The sequence below is a fragment of the Pseudomonas sp. B40(2017) genome, assembly GCF_002112855.1.
GTDB lineage: Bacteria > Pseudomonadota > Gammaproteobacteria > Pseudomonadales > Pseudomonadaceae > Aquipseudomonas > Aquipseudomonas pharyngis.
In genome coordinates, this window is the sequence record NZ_NEIT01000011.1 from 83,258 (window position 1) to 98,627 (window position 15,370).

The following is a 15,370-nucleotide window of genomic DNA, read 5'->3' on the forward strand; positions in this document are numbered from 1 at the left end:
GACTCACTCATAACGTAGCGCCTCCGCCGGCTGGGTGCGCGCGGCACGCCAGGCTGGATACAGGGTGGCGAGGAAACTCAGGACCAACGCAGCGGCGCAGACCATGACCACGTCCTGGCTCTGCACCTGCGACGGCAGGTAATCGATGAAATACACGTCGGCGTTGAGGAATTTGTGTCCGATCACGCCTTCGAGGGCCGAAATCGCGGCGCTGACGTTGAGCGCGGCGAAGATCCCGACCACGGCGCCGATGGCCGTGCCGACCACGCCGATCACCGTGCCCTGCACCATGAACGTGCGCATGATCGTGCCCGGCGTGGCGCCCAGTGTGCGCAGAATGGCGATATCGCCCTTCTTGTCATTCACCACCATCACCAGCGTGGAAATGATGTTGAACGCCGCCACCGCGACGATCAGCAGCAACAGCAGGCCGATCATGGCTTTTTCCATGCGGATCGCCTGATACAGGTTGCCGTGAGTACGGGTCCAGTCGCGGGCGTAGTAACGGTCTTCGCCGAGGCGCTGGGCGATGTTCCACGCCTCACGCGGGGCCTGGAACAGATCGTCGAACTTCAGCCGCAGGCCCTGCACCTGATCAGGCTTCCAGCGGTGCATCTTCGCCAGATCCTGCAGGTTGGTGACGCCCAGGTAGCCGTCCAGTTCACCGGCGCCGACATGGAAGATGCCGACCACAGTGAAGCGCTTCATGCGCGGGAACATCCCGGCCGGGGTCACACTGACTTCCGGTGCGACGAAGGTGATCTTGTCACCGATGCCCACGCCGAGCTTGGTCGCGGCCTTGTCGCCGATCACGATGCCGAAGCTGCCCGGCGTCAGATCGTCGAGTTTGCCCTGCTTCATGAAGTTGTCGATGATCGAGACGTTGCGCTCCAGCGCCGGGTCGATGGCATTGAGCAACACCTTGGACACCTGGCCGTTGTTGGTCAGCAACCCCTGCATCTGGGTGAACGGCGCGACGGCCGCCACCTGCGGGTTCTGCTTGACCTTGGCCGCCAGGCTCGGCCAGTCGTTGATGGCTTCACCGGACTCGATGGTCGCGTGGGGCACCATGCCCAGCACGCGGGTGCGCATCTCATGATCGAAGCCGTTCATCACCGACAGCACCACGATCATCACGACCACGCCAAGGGCGAGCCCGATCATCGAAGTCAGGGAAATGAATGACACAAAATGATTGCGACGCTTTGCACGGGTATAACGCGTGCCGATAAATACGAAGAGAGGTCTGAACATGTCGGGGCTTGTTCGGAGGGAAAAGGAACGTCCTTGTGGCGGGGGTCGATAACCAGCTTTACACTCAGACCACCGCCGCTACCATGGGTTCGCCATGTCGACATTAGATGAAGAAGATCGCCGCGAATACTACCGTATCGAGGACACGATCGCACTGGAAATTCGGCCCCTGTCCGCTCCCGAAGCCGCAGGCCAGGAAGTGTTGCAGGATGCTTCTCCACTGTTCAACCTGCTCAGCGAACTGCACCTGAGCGAATTCGAGTCGCAGCACCTGCTGCGCCAGATCAGTGAACGCGACCGCGCCATCGCGGCGTTCCTGAAATCCCAGAACAAACGCATCGACCTGCTCAGCCAGGTGGTCGCCCTGACCGTGCTCGGCCATATCGGCGAGCCGCAACCGGTGATCATCTCCGAGGGCGGCATCGACTTTCAGCACCCTACCCCGATCGCCACCGGCGCGCACCTGTCGGTGAAACTGGTTCTGATGCCCCAGGCGCTTGGCCTGCTGCTGCGCGCCCGCGTGACCCATTGCGACCGCAAGGGCGACGGCTACGACGTCGGCACCGAGTTCGAACACCTGACTGACGCCCAGCGCCAGTTGCTCGCCCGCTATATCTTGCAGAAGCAGGCCCAGGAACGACGTCTGGCCCGCGAACAGAACGAATCAGGCATCTAAATTAAGGAAGAACCGTGACCCTTATCTACGGCCACCGCGGCGCCAAGGGCGAAGCACCGGAAAACACCCTGAGCAGTTTTCAGGAATGTCTCAAGCACGGCGTTCGCCGTTGCGAGCTGGACCTGCACCTGTCCAAGGACGGCGAGCTGATGGTCATCCACGACCCGACCCTCAAGCGCACCACCGACCGGCGCGGCAAGGTGGTCGAGCACACCGCCGCCGAGCTGGTGACCTACGACGCGCGCAAGGGCGGTCCGGGCTGGATCAAGCCATGCCCGATTCCAACGCTGGAAGAACTGTTCGAAAAGTGTGATTTCGAGCACTGGCAGCTGGAAGTCAAAAGCGCTTCTCGCACCCGCGCCGCGACCACCGTGCTGGCGATCCGTGAAATGGCAGTCAGACACGGGCTGCTCGACAAGGTGACAATCACCTCGAGTTCGCGGGAAGTGTTGAAGGCTGCACTGGATCTGGTGCCCGACGTATCGCGCGGCCTAGTGGCCGAATACGCCTGGCTCGACCCGTTGAAGGTCGCACAGAGTTACGGTTGCGAGATTCTGGCGTTGAACTGGACGCTGTGTACGCCGGAACGCCTGCAAAAGGCGCAGCGTCAGGGGCTGCATGTGTCGGTGTGGACCGTCAACGAGCCTGCGCTGATGCGCAGACTCGCCGACTTCGGCGTTGACAGCCTGATTACAGACTTTCCCGGTTTGGCCACTGCCACCCTCGGGAATGGCTGAAATCGGTCTCCCCGGCCGGCTCAGGCCACCGGCCGGAGCCCGTCAAAAAAGCCGGTTGAGGCCGTCGTACGCCGCTACCCGATAGGCTTCGGCCATGGTCGGGTAGTTGAACGTTGTGTTGACGAAGTACTTCAGGGTATTCAGTTCGCCCGGCTGGTTCATGATCGCCTGACCGATGTGCACGATCTCCGACGCCTGATAACCGAAGCAGTGAACGCCCAACACTTCGAGGGTTTCACGGTGGAACAGGATCTTCAGCATGCCTTGCGGCTCGCCGGCGATCTGTGCCCGCGCCATGCTCTTGAAGAACGCCTTGCCCACTTCGTACGGCACTTTGGCCTGGGTTAGCTCCTGCTCGTTCTTGCCGATCGAGCTGATCTCCGGAATGGTGTAGATGCCGGTCGGCACGTCATTCACGAAACGCCAGCTGCCATTGTCGACGATGCTGCCAGCGGCCGAACGACCCTGGTCGTGGGCGGCACTGGCCAGGCTCGGCCAGCCGATCACGTCACCGGCGCCGTAGATGTTCTGCACGCAGGTGCGGTAGTTCTCGTCGACTTCGATCTGGCCACGACTGTTGACCTTGACCCCGATGTTTTCCAGACCCAACTGGTCGGTGTTACCGGTACGACCGTTGCACCAGAGCAAGGCGTCGGCCTTGATCTTCTTGCCGGACTTCAGGTGCAGGATCACGCCGTTGTCCACGCCTTCGACGCGGTCATACTCTTCGTTGTGACGTACGGTGATGTTGTTGTTGCTGAAGTGGTAGCTCAACGCCTGGGAGATTTCCGAGTCGAGGAAGCTCAGCAACTGACCGCGGTTGTCCACCAACTCGACCAGCACGCCCAGACCGCTGAAGATCGAGGCGTATTCGCAACCGATCACGCCGGCGCCGTAAACGATCAGTTTGCGCGGGGTGTGACCGAGGCTGAGGATGGTGTCGCTATCGTAGATACGCGGGTGATGGAAATCGATGTCCGCCGGGCGATAAGGACGCGAACCGGTGGCGATGATGATGTGCTTGGCCACCAGTTTCTCGACCACGCCGTTGGCGCAGACCACTTCGATGGTTTGCTCGTCGGCGAAGCTGCCGGTACCGAAGAACACGTCGACGCGGTTACGGGCGTAGTAGCCGGTACGCGAAGCGACTTGTTTGGAAATGACTTTCTCGGCGCTTTTCAACACGTCCGGGAAGGAGAACCAGCGCGGCTCGCCGATCGCACGGAACATCGGGTTGGTGTTGAACTGCATGATCTGCCGCACCGAGTGACGCAGGGCCTTGGACGGGATGGTGCCCAGGTGGGTGCAGTTGCCGCCGACCTGGCGACGGCTGTCGACCATCGCCACCTTGCGCCCTGCTTTGGCGGCGTTCATTGCCGCGCCTTCTCCCGCCGGGCCGGAACCCAGCACCACCACGTCGTAGTTGTAGACAGCCATGCGTACTCCTCAGAACAGGCCGCGGTGCCAGCAGCACCGGCGGCTAAATCACGCCGAACGACGGCGCGAAGGAACAATTGGGGGCCAGTAGAAAACCCGGACACAGTCTATAGAAGCGTCAACGCCGCGCACATTAACCCTTGGTCGCGTCGTAGGCTACTTTTGCATGCACTACAACGCCAGCTTTCGTACTGTTCTCAGTCAACTTTTGCGCCACTGAGCCGTTCGAACGCGTGACTGGTGCGTGTGACGAATCCTTTATCGGCACGAATCACAAAGAATGCACCAATGTCGTGTTTTTCGGCATAGTCCCAGGCCCTTTCAGGGCCGAGAATCAGCAACAGCGTCGATAGTCCATCGGCCATCAGCGCTGAAGGATGAATTACCGTGACCGACGCCAAGTCATGCAGGACCGGCGCACCGGTCCGGGCATCGAAGGTGTGGGAATAACGCCGGCCATCCTGCTGAAAAAAGTTGCGGTAGTCGCCGGACGTGGAGAGGCCGTAGCCATCGACATTGATGACGCGCTCTGCAACCTGCTGATCGTCGCGCGGTTCTTCCAGTGCGATGCGCCATGGCGAACCGTCGGGCTTCTTGCCGGATGCCTTGAGCTCGCCGGTAGCTTCGGCAAGGTAATCATGTATGCCCAGAGCCTGGAGCCGCGCGGCAATGGTGTCGACCGCGTAACCGGCGGCGATGCTGTTGAAATCCACCTCGACCGCCGCGTCCTTGCACAACCGGTCACCGTCGATGCGCAGGTGCTGATGACCGACGCGCTGCCGCACTTCGGCCAGCGCCGCCACATCCGGGACTTTTTCTTCACGGCCTTGCGGGCCGAAACCCCACAAATTCATCAGCGGTTCTACGGTGAGGTCGTAGGAGCCTTCGCTTTGTTGCGACAGCTGCTCGCCCACGCGGATCAATTCAAGGACCGGCGCGGGCATGACCTGACAGCGATCAGCCGGCAATGCATTGAAGCGCGAGATGTCGGAGTCCGCACGGTAAGTCGACATCTGCCGGTCGACGTCCGCGAGGATTTTTTCCACTTCGACACGCACCTCCTGCGGCGCAGGCAGATTGGCGTGGCGCACGTACTTGATCGAATAGGTGCTGCCCATCGTCGGGCCGCCGAAAGTCTCCAGGGAATCACCGTTGCCGCAGCTGGACAAAAACCCGGTCAGCAGCACGAGAATCACCCAGCGTCCAGTTAACAATTCTTCATCTCCCCGCAAAACCGCGCCGGCCATTATGGGCTACGAGCGCAACGCTTTCTTACAAGATTTAGAGCGAGTACCTACCCATGTCTTCCACGACCGGCAAAGGCAAGGCGATTTTTCGCGTTGTCAGCGGCAACTTTCTCGAGATGTTCGACTTTATGGTCTACGGCTTCTATGCCACGGCCATTGCCAAGACCTTCTTCCCTACCGACAGCGCCTTCGCGTCCCTCATGCTTTCCTTGGCCACTTTCGGCGCCGGCTTCCTGATGCGTCCGTTGGGGGCGATTTTTCTCGGTGCCTACATCGACCGACACGGCCGGCGCCAAGGCCTGATCATCACGCTGGCCATGATGGCGGCCGGTACCGTGCTGATTGCTTGCGTTCCGGGCTACGCCACCCTGGGCGTCGCTGCACCGCTGATCGTATTGTTCGGACGATTGCTGCAAGGCTTCTCGGCTGGCGTCGAATTAGGCGGTGTGTCGGTGTACCTGGCGGAAATCGCCACGCCGGGCCGCAAGGGCTTTTTCGTCAGTTGGCAGTCCGCCAGTCAGCAAGCCGCCGTGGTGTTCGCCGGCCTGCTCGGTGTCGGCCTCAACCACTGGTTGAGCCCGGAGCAGATGGGCGAATGGGGCTGGCGCGTGCCGTTCCTGATCGGCTGCATGATCGTCCCAGTGATTTTCGTCATCCGCCGCTCGCTGGAGGAAACCCCGGAGTTCCAGGCGCGTAAACATCGCCCTACCCTGCAGGAAATCATCCGTTCGATCGGTCAGAACTTTGGCATCGTCATCGCCGGCATGGCGCTGGTGGTCATGACCACGGTGTCGTTCTACCTGATCACGGCCTACACACCGACCTTCGGCAAGGCGGAATTGCACCTGTCGGACTTCGATGCGTTGCTGGTGACCGTGTGCATCGGTCTGTCGAACTTCTTCTGGTTGCCGGTGATGGGCGCGGTGTCTGACAAGGTCGGGCGTAAACCCCTACTGCTGGCGGCGACGATTCTGGCGATCCTGACCGCTTACCCGGCGCTGTCGTGGCTGGTGGCGAATCCGAGCTTCAGCCATTTGTTGATCGTCGAGCTGTGGCTGTCCTTCCTGTACGGCTCGTACAACGGGGCAATGGTGGTGGCACTCACCGAAATCATGCCGGTAGAAGTTCGTACGACTGGCTTCTCGCTGGCCTACAGCCTGGCGACCGCGACCTTCGGTGGCTTTACCCCGGCGGCCTGCACTTATCTGATTCATGTGCTGGACAACAAGGCGGCACCGGGAATCTGGCTCAGTGGCGCAGCGGTGCTGGGCCTGATCGCCACGCTGGTGCTGTTCCGTGGCAACAGGCACGAACTGCGCACGGCCCAAGCCGCCATCCCCCGCTGAAACAAATCGCGCGCAAACAAAAACGCCCCGACCAGAGTCGGGGCGTTTTCAATTGCAGCTAAGGCTTAGCGCGGGAACGCTGGCGGGTTTACACCGGCCATGTCTTCCATCACGCGAACCACCTGGCAGCTGTAGCCGAACTCGTTGTCGTACCAGACGTACAGAACAACGCGGTTGTCCTGAACGATGGTCGCTTCAGCGTCGACCACACCGGCGTGGCGCGAGCCAACGAAGTCGGTCGAAACCACTTCCTGCGAATTGACGAAGTCGATTTGCTTGTGCAGATCGGAGTGCAGCGCCATGTAGCGCAGGTACTCGTTCATCTCTTCACGGGAGGCGGCTTTCTCAAGGTTCAGGTTGAGAATGGCCATGGACACGTTCGGCGTCGGAACGCGGATCGCGTTACCGGTCAGCTTGCCGGCCAGCTCAGGCAGGGCCTTGGCTGCAGCGGTGGCGGCACCGGTCTCGGTGATCACCATGTTCAGCGCGGCGCTACGGCCACGGCGATCGCCCTTGTGGAAGTTGTCGATCAGGTTCTGGTCGTTGGTGTACGAGTGAACGGTTTCGACGTGACCGTTGATGATGCCGAACTTGTCATTCACGGCTTTCAGCACCGGCACGATGGCGTTGGTGGTGCAGGAAGCAGCGGACACGATCTTGTCGTCAGCCGTGATTTCGTTGTGGTTGATACCGTGAACGATGTTCTTCAGCTTGCCCTTGCCAGGCGCGGTCAGAACAACGCGGTCGATACCCGGGCACGCGAGGTGCTGACCCAGGCCATCGGCATCACGCCATACACCGGTGTTGTCCACCAGCAGCGCATCTTTGATGCCGTACTGGGTGTAATCCACTTCGGTAGGGTTCTTCGCGTAGATAACCTGGATCAGGTTGCCGTTGGCGGTGATGGTGTTGTTTTCTTCGTCGATGGTGATGGTGCCGTTGAACGAACCGTGTACCGAATCGCGACGCAGCAGGCTGGCGCGTTTGGTCAGGTCGTTTTCGGCGCCCTTGCGCACCACGATGGCACGCAGACGCAGGCCGTCGCCGCCACCGGTTTTCTCGATCAGGATACGCGCCAGCAGACGGCCGATACGACCGAAGCCGTACAGCACAACGTCGGTGCCTTTGCGGGCCGAAGCGTTTTGCTGGCCAACCACGTCAGCCATTTCTTCACGCACGAACTGCTCGGCGGTGCGGCCGTTGCCTTCGTTACGGAATTTGTACGCCAGCTTGCCCAGATCTACCGAGGCCGCGCCGAGCTTGAGCTCGCTCATGGCCTTGAGCAGTGGGAATGTTTCGTGGACGGAGAGTTCGCTGTCGTCGGCAGAGCGGTGGCGAGCAAAGCGGTGAGCTTTGAGAATCGCGATGACAGACTGGTTGATCAGGCTGCGGCCATAGATCGAGCTCACCACGTTGTTGTTGCGGTAGAGCTGACCGATAAGCGGAATCATCGCTTCTGCGAGTGCTTCACGGTCGATCCATTCACCAAGACACTGGTCGGGCTTCTGAGTCACGGTAACCTTCCACATGTAGGGGCAGAAAAAAGGGGCTACATTATGCCGCCGAGAACCTCTTGTAGCAATGCGCGCTTGTCGCGCAATCGGTAACAAAAATCCGTCCAAAAAAATAACGCTCTCCGCCAGCCCAGTAAATACGGGGCTTCCAGCGCAGTCAGTTTTTCGACGACTGTTAGACGATGTCTGTAACCCTCCGTAACACCACCAACTTTTGGCACTACATAACCGTAAAAAAAGCGCTGGTTTTTATGGTTACCACTACATTTTTCCCAAACGGTGCAGATAGACGCATCCTGCAACTGACAGGCGGCACCGGACGCCGCTACAATTACCGACTTTGTCGCAACGCCTGGAGCTCAACCTTCCGTGCCTGTTCTGCGTCTACCGCTTCTCCCTGCTGCGGCAGGTAAACAGCACTGGGGCAACCTCCCCGGTGCCGCCCTGAGCCTGGCGATTGCCGAGGCTGCCAGCGCTGCCAAGCGCTTCACGCTGCTTTTGACCGCCGACAGCCAGAGTGCCGAACGGCTGGAACAGGAGCTGAGTTTCTTCGCCCCGGATTTGCCGGTGCTGCATTTCCCGGACTGGGAAACCCTGCCCTACGATCTGTTTTCGCCGCACCAGGACATCATTTCCCAGCGCATCGCCAGCCTTTATAGGCTGCCGGAGCTGGAACATGGCGTGCTGGTGGTGCCGATCACCACCGCCCTGCATCGTCTGGCGCCGACCAAATTCCTGCTCGGCAGCAGCCTGGTGCTGGATGTCGGGCAGAAACTCGATGTCGAGCAGATGCGCTCACGGCTCGAAGCCAGCGGCTATCGCTACGTCGACACCGTCTACGAGCACGGCGAGTTCACGGTCCGCGGTGCACTGATCGACCTGTTCCCGATGGGCAGCAAACTGCCCTATCGCATCGACTTGTTCGACGACGAAATCGAAACCCTGCGCACTTTCGACCCGGAAAACCAGCGTTCCATTGAAAAGGTCGATTCGGTCAAGCTGCTGCCGGCCAAGGAATTCCCACTGCAAAAAGAGGCGGTCACCCGCTTCAAGGCGCGCTTTCGCGAGCGCTTCGACGTCGATTTCCGCCGCTGCCCGATCTTCCAGGACCTGAGCAGCGGCATCACGCCGGCCGGTATCGAGTACTACCTGCCACTGTTCTTCGAAGAAACCTCGACCCTGTTCGATTACCTGCCGCAAGACACGCAAGTGTTCTCGCTGCCGGGCATCGAGCAGGCGGCGGAAAACTTCTGGAACGACGTGCGCAATCGTTATGAAGAGCGTCGCGTCGACCCATCGCGTCCTTTATTGCCGCCAGCCGAACTGTTCCTGCCGGTGGAAGATTGCTTCGCCCGCCTGAAGAACTGGCCGCGCGTAATCGCCAGCCAGCAGGATGTGGAAACCGGCGCAGGCCGCGAGCGCTTCCCGGCGCAGGCATTGCCGAACCTGGCGATCGAGGCCAAGGCCACGCAACCACTGGCCGCGCTTTCCGCCTTCCTCGACGAATTCCCGGGGCGCGTGCTGTTCACCGCCGAATCCGCAGGTCGTCGCGAAGTACTGCTGGAATTGCTCGAGCGCCTGAAGCTGCGCCCGAAAACCGTCGATAGCTGGCCGGACTTTGTCGCGAGCAAGGATCGTCTGGCGATCACCATCGCCCCGCTCGACGAAGGCCTGATGCTGGACGAGCCGGCCCTGGCACTGGTCGCGGAAAGTCCGCTGTTCGGCCAGCGCGTGATGCAGCGTCGCCGTCGCGAAAAGCGCGCCGATGCCAACAACGATGCGGTGATCAAGAACCTCACCGAGCTGCGCGAAGGCGCGCCGGTGGTGCACATCGACCATGGTGTCGGTCGTTATCTCGGCCTGACGATTCTGGAAATCGACAATCAGGCTGCCGAATTCCTGACCCTCGAATACGCCGAGAACGCCAAGCTCTACGTGCCGGTGGCCAACCTGCATTTGATCGCCCGTTACACCGGCAGCGACGACGCACTGGCCCCGCTGCACCGCCTCGGCTCCGAGACCTGGCAGAAAGCCAAGCGCAAGGCCGCTGAACAGGTCCGCGACGTGGCTGCCGAACTGCTCGACATCTACGCCCGTCGCGCCGCCCGCGAAGGTTATGCGTTTGCCGATCCGAAGGCCGATTACGCGACGTTCAGCGCCGGTTTCCCGTTCGAAGAAACCCCGGACCAGCAATCCACCATCGAAGCCGTGCGCGAAGACATGCTCGCGCCGAAGCCGATGGATCGCCTGGTCTGCGGCGATGTGGGTTTCGGCAAGACCGAAGTCGCCATGCGCGCCGCGTTCATCGCCGTGCACGGCGGCAAGCAAGTGGCGATCCTGGTGCCGACCACCCTGCTCGCCCAGCAGCATTACAACAGCTTCCGCGACCGCTTCGCCGACTGGCCGGTGACCGTGGAAGTGATGAGCCGCTTCAAGTCGGCCAAGGAAGTGAACGCTGCAGTCGCTCAGTTGGCCGAAGGCAATATCGATATCGTGATCGGCACTCACAAGCTGCTGCAGGACGACGTCAAGATCAAAAACCTCGGGCTGGTGATCATCGACGAAGAGCACCGTTTCGGTGTCCGTCAGAAGGAACAGCTCAAGGCTCTGCGCAGCGAAGTCGACATTCTTACGCTGACCGCCACGCCGATTCCGCGCACGCTGAACATGGCGGTGTCAGGCATGCGCGACCTGTCGATCATCGCCACGCCGCCGGCGCGACGCCTGTCGGTGCGCACCTTCGTCATGGAGCAGAACAAGAGCACGGTCAAAGAAGCCCTGCTGCGTGAGTTGCTGCGTGGCGGTCAGGTCTATTACCTGCACAACGACGTGAAGACCATCGAGAAATGCGCCGCCGAACTGGCCGAACTGGTGCCGGAAGCGCGAATCGGCATCGGCCACGGGCAGATGCGCGAACGCGAGCTCGAACAGGTGATGAGCGACTTCTACCACAAGCGCTTCAACGTGCTGATCGCCTCGACCATCATCGAGACGGGCATCGACGTGCCGAGCGCCAACACCATCATCATCGAGCGTGCCGACAAGTTCGGTCTGGCGCAGTTGCACCAGTTGCGCGGCCGCGTTGGGCGTAGCCACCACCAGGCTTACGCCTACCTGCTGACACCACCGCGCCAGCAGATCACCGGCGATGCGGAAAAACGTCTGGAGGCGATTGCCAATACTCAGGATCTTGGCGCTGGCTTCGTGCTGGCCACCAACGACCTGGAAATCCGTGGCGCCGGCGAACTGCTGGGCGACGGTCAGAGCGGGCAGATTCAGGCCGTTGGATTCACGCTGTACATGGAAATGCTCGAGCGCGCGGTGAAGTCGATCCGCAAGGGTGAACAGCCCAACCTCGACCAACCGCTCGGCGGTGGCCCGGAGGTCAACCTGCGGGTGCCGGCGCTGATTCCGGAAGATTACCTGCCGGACGTGCACGCCCGCCTGATCCTGTACAAGCGCATCGCTTCGGCCACCGACGAGGAAGGTCTGAAGGATCTGCAGGTCGAGATGATTGACCGCTTTGGTCTACTGCCGGAGCCGACCAAGAATCTGGTGCGCATCACGGCGCTGAAATTGCAGGCCGAACAGCTGGGTATCAAGAAAGTCGATGGCGGCCCGCAAGGCGGACGCATCGAGTTCGCGGCGCAGACGCCGGTCGACCCGATGACCCTGATCAAACTGATCCAGAGTCAGCCAAAACGCTACAAATTCGAAGGCGCCACGATGTTCAAGTTCCAGGTGCCGATGGAGCGCCCGGAAGAGCGCTTTAATACTGTGGAGGCGCTGTTCGAGCGCCTCATCCCGAAAACTGCTTGAAGGACGCCGCATGCGCCTGTTTCGCTCATTGACCTTGCTACTGACGCTTGTAGCACCGACGGCGTTTGCCGATGACCTGTATCAGGTCGAAATGATTCTGGTACGCCAGAACGCTGTACCGGCGATTATCAGCCGCGCCGCACCGGAAGACTGGGCGGCAGGCGCCCAGCGGCTGGGCGATGACAGCAAACGCACGCCGGCGCTGAACGACGTTGTGACCAAACTCACCGCCAGCGGCGAGTACAGCGTGCTGATGCATAAGGCCTGGCAGCAAACCCTGGGCGAGACGCCTGCCAAAGTGGCGGTCAGCGAAGGTCAGGAGCAGTTCGGCCAGTTCCCGATCGAAGGCACGATTGAAATGAAGCTCGGGCGCTTCACCGACGTGAACGCCGATTTCTGGGTCAACCAGATCGACGCCAACGGCATGGTCACCGCCAGCGAGCGCCTGAAACAGGACAGCCACACCAAGAACGGCCAACTCAACTACCTCGATAACGGCCACCTGGCCCTGCTGATCAAGATCACTTCACTGACGGCGCCCGCGCCTCGGGAAGCGCCTGAAGTCGTTCCGGACTGATCGAAGTCCTTATGCCCCCGCCACTGAGTAAACCGCTGGCCTCCTCCTGGGTCAGCCGATTCAAGGAACAAAGCCTGGAGCGCGGCCGCCGCTACGCACTGGAAAACCGGGTGCGATTCGTGCAGGTCGGCGATGCAACCATTACCGCCAGCTGCGAAGGCTCTGGCGGTAACGTCTACCGTCAGACGATTCACCTGCGCGAGTCGGCCAAAGGCACACTGCTGATGGTCGACGCTACCTGCACCTGCCCGGTACACAGCAACTGCAAACATTGCGCGGCGGTGTTGCTGCAAGTGCAGGAAACCCTCGAATACCCCGCCGCTGCCAAAGACGCCGAACTTCTGGAAAAACTCCAGGCTGTGCTGGAAAACCGCAGCCCGAAAGCGCCGCCGCAAGTGCTGGTGGACAACGTGCAACCGGTGCCGCGTTTGTGGCTGGCCAGCGTCGAATTCAGCGCGTTCGAACCGCGCAACGGCAAGATGCAGCGTTACATCCAGCATCGTGCGGCGCTGTCCTTCAGTTACCTCGACGAATACGTCAGCGGCCAGAAGAACAGCGACATTCTGATTCGCCAGGAAGCGCAGACCCTGCGGGTCAAGCGCCATCCGGACGTCGAGCAAAGCTACCGCGAGCAGCTGCGAATTCTCGGTTTCCGCATCGCCACCCGGCAGAGCAAGGCCCTGCCGGAAAGCGCCGGCGAACTCTACGAGATGGTCAACGACAGCGCCTGGCTGACGTTCACCCTCAACGATCTGCCGAAACTGCGCACCCAGGGCTGGGAGTTGCTGGTCGACGATGAGTTCGGCTTCGACCTGACCACCGTTGACGATTGGTACGCCACCGTCGAGCAGACGCCGGAGCGCGACTGGTTCGATCTGGAGCTGGGGATCATCGTTAACGGTGAGCGCCTGAGCCTGCTGCCGATCCTGCTCAACCTGATGCGTTCGCACACGGAAATCCTCAATCCGGAACGTCTCGCCCGACGTCGCGACGATGAACTGATTCTGGTGAACATCCCGCAACGCAACAGCGAGCACGGGCCGCTGCAAGTCGCCCTGCCCCTCGGCCGGCTGAAACCGGTGTTGGCGACCTTGGGCGAGTTTTATTTGCAGGAACCGGGCGAAACCACCCTGCGCCTGAGCAAGGCCGACGCCACGCGCCTGAATTCGCTGGAAGGCATTCCCCTGCTCTGGGAGGGTGGCGAGCAGATTCGCAGCTTCGCCCAGCGCTTGCGTGATATCCGCGATTACAGCGCCAAAGCACCGAAGGGACTGAATGCGACGCTGCGTCCTTATCAGCTCGAAGGCTTGAGCTGGATGCAGTCGCTGCGGCAACTTGAGGTCGGCGGGATTCTCGCGGACGACATGGGATTGGGCAAAACCCTACAGACATTGGCGCATATTCTCAGCGAGAAGAACGCCGGACGCCTGGATCGCCCGTGCATGGTGGTGATGCCTACCAGCCTGATTCCCAACTGGCTGGACGAAGCAGCGCACTTCACGCCGCAGCTCAAGGTGGTCGCCCTGTACGGCGCAAGCCGCAAAAAGCATTTCGAGCATCTGGCCGATTACGACCTGATCCTCACAACCTATGCGCTGCTGCCCAAGGATGTCGAACGTCTGGCCCAGCAGCCGCTGCACGTGCTGGTGCTGGATGAAGCGCAGTACATCAAGAACCCGAACAGCAAAGCCGCCCAGGCTGCCCGTGAACTCAATGCGCGTCAGCGCCTGTGCCTGAGCGGGACGCCACTGGAGAATCACTTGGGCGAACTGTGGTCGCTGTTTCACTTTCTGCTGCCCGGCTGGCTCGGCGACGTCAAAAGCTTCAACGCCGATTACCGCGTGCCGATTGAAAAACGCGCGAGCGAAGTCAGACTTCAGCACCTCAACGGTCGGATCAAACCGTTTCTGCTGCGCCGCACCAAGGAGCAGGTTGCGACCGAGCTGCCGCCGAAAACCGAAATCATTCATTGGGTCGAGCTCAACGAAGCGCAGCGCGACGTGTACGAAACCATGCGCCTGGCCATGGATAAAAAGGTTCGCGACGAAATCACCCGTAAAGGCGTGGCGCGCAGTCAGATCATCATTCTTGAAGCGTTGCTCAAGCTGCGTCAGGTCTGTTGCGATTTGCGCCTGGTCAATGACGCCACCCTGCCCGCTCGCGGCAGCACGTCGGGCAAGCTCGACAGTCTGATGGAAATGCTCGAGGAGTTGTTTGAGGAAGGCCGGCGGATTCTGCTGTTTTCGCAGTTCACTTCGATGCTGTCACTGATCGAGGACGAGCTGAAAAAACGCAATGTCGCCTATGCGCTGTTGACGGGACAGACCCGTGATCGGCGTACACCGGTGAAGGAATTCCAGAGCGGCAAGCGTCAGATCTTTCTCATCAGCCTGAAAGCTGGCGGTGTGGGCCTGAACCTGACGGAAGCGGACACGGTGATTCACTACGATCCGTGGTGGAACCCGGCGACCGAAAATCAGGCAACCGACCGCGCGTATCGCATTGGCCAGGAGAAGCCGGTGTTCGTCTACAAGATGATTGCCCGGGGCACGGTCGAGGAGAAGATTCAACACTTGCAGCGGGAAAAATCCGACCTGGCGGCCGGCGTGCTGGATGGGCGCAAGGCCGGGGACTGGAAATTGCAGAGTGATGATATCGAGGCGCTGTTTGCGCCGCTGCCGGACAAATTCGACAAGCGCTGAAGTCTTTGTCGTCTACCAGATCGATTCGCGGGCAAGCCCGCTCCCACAGAGATAGCGCTTA

10 protein-coding genes are annotated in these 15,370 nt (G+C 60.8%); 6 read left to right on the forward strand and 4 right to left on the reverse strand.

The features are described from left to right. Nucleotides 1-3 precede the first annotated feature (3 nt). Nucleotides 4-1,254 (reverse strand): lipoprotein-releasing ABC transporter permease subunit, encoded by a 1,251-nt coding sequence (locus CAF76_RS27025; protein ID WP_011335182.1) that lies wholly within the window; start codon nucleotides 1,252-1,254, stop codon nucleotides 4-6. A 94-nt stretch (nucleotides 1,255-1,348) separates the two neighbouring features. Between CAF76_RS27025 and CAF76_RS27030 the strand changes: the two genes are divergently transcribed. Continuing rightward, nucleotides 1,349-1,930, forward strand: coding sequence for a PilZ domain-containing protein (locus CAF76_RS27030; protein WP_039772787.1), 582 nt, complete (start codon nucleotides 1,349-1,351; stop codon nucleotides 1,928-1,930). Between the two features lie 14 nt (nucleotides 1,931-1,944). Further along, entirely contained in the window at nucleotides 1,945-2,667 is a 723-nt protein-coding gene (locus tag CAF76_RS27035; protein WP_064381085.1) for a glycerophosphodiester phosphodiesterase family protein, read from the forward strand. Between the two features lie 42 nt (nucleotides 2,668-2,709). On the opposite strand, the gene sthA is transcribed toward CAF76_RS27035, so the two are convergent. Next, nucleotides 2,710-4,104 (reverse strand): Si-specific NAD(P)(+) transhydrogenase, encoded by a 1,395-nt coding sequence (sthA, locus tag CAF76_RS27040; protein ID WP_007953019.1) that lies wholly within the window; start codon nucleotides 4,102-4,104, stop codon nucleotides 2,710-2,712. Nucleotides 4,105-4,301: 197 nt separating this feature from the next. Further along, nucleotides 4,302-5,351, reverse strand: a complete 1,050-nt coding sequence (locus CAF76_RS27045) for an FAD:protein FMN transferase (RefSeq protein ID WP_178076203.1) — start codon at nucleotides 5,349-5,351, stop codon at nucleotides 4,302-4,304. Between the two features lie 53 nt (nucleotides 5,352-5,404). Between CAF76_RS27045 and CAF76_RS27050 the strand changes: the two genes are divergently transcribed. Beyond that, complete coding sequence (locus tag CAF76_RS27050; protein ID WP_085649299.1) at nucleotides 5,405-6,697, forward strand: MFS transporter; 1,293 nt, start codon at nucleotides 5,405-5,407, stop codon at nucleotides 6,695-6,697. Nucleotides 6,698-6,762: 65 nt separating this feature from the next. Here the strand turns inward: CAF76_RS27050 and CAF76_RS27055 are convergent, their stop codons facing one another. Then, complete coding sequence (locus CAF76_RS27055; RefSeq protein WP_039772791.1) at nucleotides 6,763-8,226, reverse strand: glyceraldehyde-3-phosphate dehydrogenase; 1,464 nt, start codon at nucleotides 8,224-8,226, stop codon at nucleotides 6,763-6,765. Nucleotides 8,227-8,580: 354 nt separating this feature from the next. Between CAF76_RS27055 and mfd the strand changes: the two genes are divergently transcribed. The 3 genes from mfd to CAF76_RS27070 are packed head-to-tail and all read left to right on the forward strand — an operon-like array spanning nucleotide 8,581 to nucleotide 15,309. After that, nucleotides 8,581-12,030: a transcription-repair coupling factor gene (mfd, locus tag CAF76_RS27060; RefSeq protein WP_064598107.1), complete on the forward strand. Its 3,450-nt coding sequence runs from the start codon at nucleotides 8,581-8,583 to the stop codon at nucleotides 12,028-12,030. A 10-nt stretch (nucleotides 12,031-12,040) separates the two neighbouring features. Continuing rightward, nucleotides 12,041-12,607: a CsiV family protein gene (locus tag CAF76_RS27065; RefSeq protein ID WP_064598109.1), complete on the forward strand. Its 567-nt coding sequence runs from the start codon at nucleotides 12,041-12,043 to the stop codon at nucleotides 12,605-12,607. 11 nt (nucleotides 12,608-12,618) lie between these two features. Beyond that, nucleotides 12,619-15,309, forward strand: a complete 2,691-nt coding sequence (locus tag CAF76_RS27070) for a DEAD/DEAH box helicase (protein WP_085649300.1) — start codon at nucleotides 12,619-12,621, stop codon at nucleotides 15,307-15,309. Nucleotides 15,310-15,370 lie beyond the last annotated feature (61 nt).

What these genes read in the sequence shown, in the direction of transcription:
- CAF76_RS27025 (WP_011335182.1), bottom strand. Translation starts at nt 1,254, where the DNA reads ATGTTCAGACCTCTCTTCGTATTTATCGGCACGCGTTATACCCGTGCA.
- CAF76_RS27030 (WP_039772787.1), top strand. Translation starts at nt 1,349, where the DNA reads ATGTCGACATTAGATGAAGAAGATCGCCGCGAATACTACCGTATCGAG.
- sthA (WP_007953019.1), bottom strand. Translation starts at nt 4,104, where the DNA reads ATGGCTGTCTACAACTACGACGTGGTGGTGCTGGGTTCCGGCCCGGCG.
- CAF76_RS27045 (WP_178076203.1), bottom strand. Translation starts at nt 5,351, where the DNA reads ATGGCCGGCGCGGTTTTGCGGGGAGATGAAGAATTGTTAACTGGACGC.
- CAF76_RS27050 (WP_085649299.1), top strand. Translation starts at nt 5,405, where the DNA reads ATGTCTTCCACGACCGGCAAAGGCAAGGCGATTTTTCGCGTTGTCAGC.
- CAF76_RS27055 (WP_039772791.1), bottom strand. Translation starts at nt 8,226, where the DNA reads ATGTGGAAGGTTACCGTGACTCAGAAGCCCGACCAGTGTCTTGGTGAA.
- CAF76_RS27065 (WP_064598109.1), top strand. Translation starts at nt 12,041, where the DNA reads ATGCGCCTGTTTCGCTCATTGACCTTGCTACTGACGCTTGTAGCACCG.
- CAF76_RS27070 (WP_085649300.1), top strand. Translation starts at nt 12,619, where the DNA reads ATGCCCCCGCCACTGAGTAAACCGCTGGCCTCCTCCTGGGTCAGCCGA.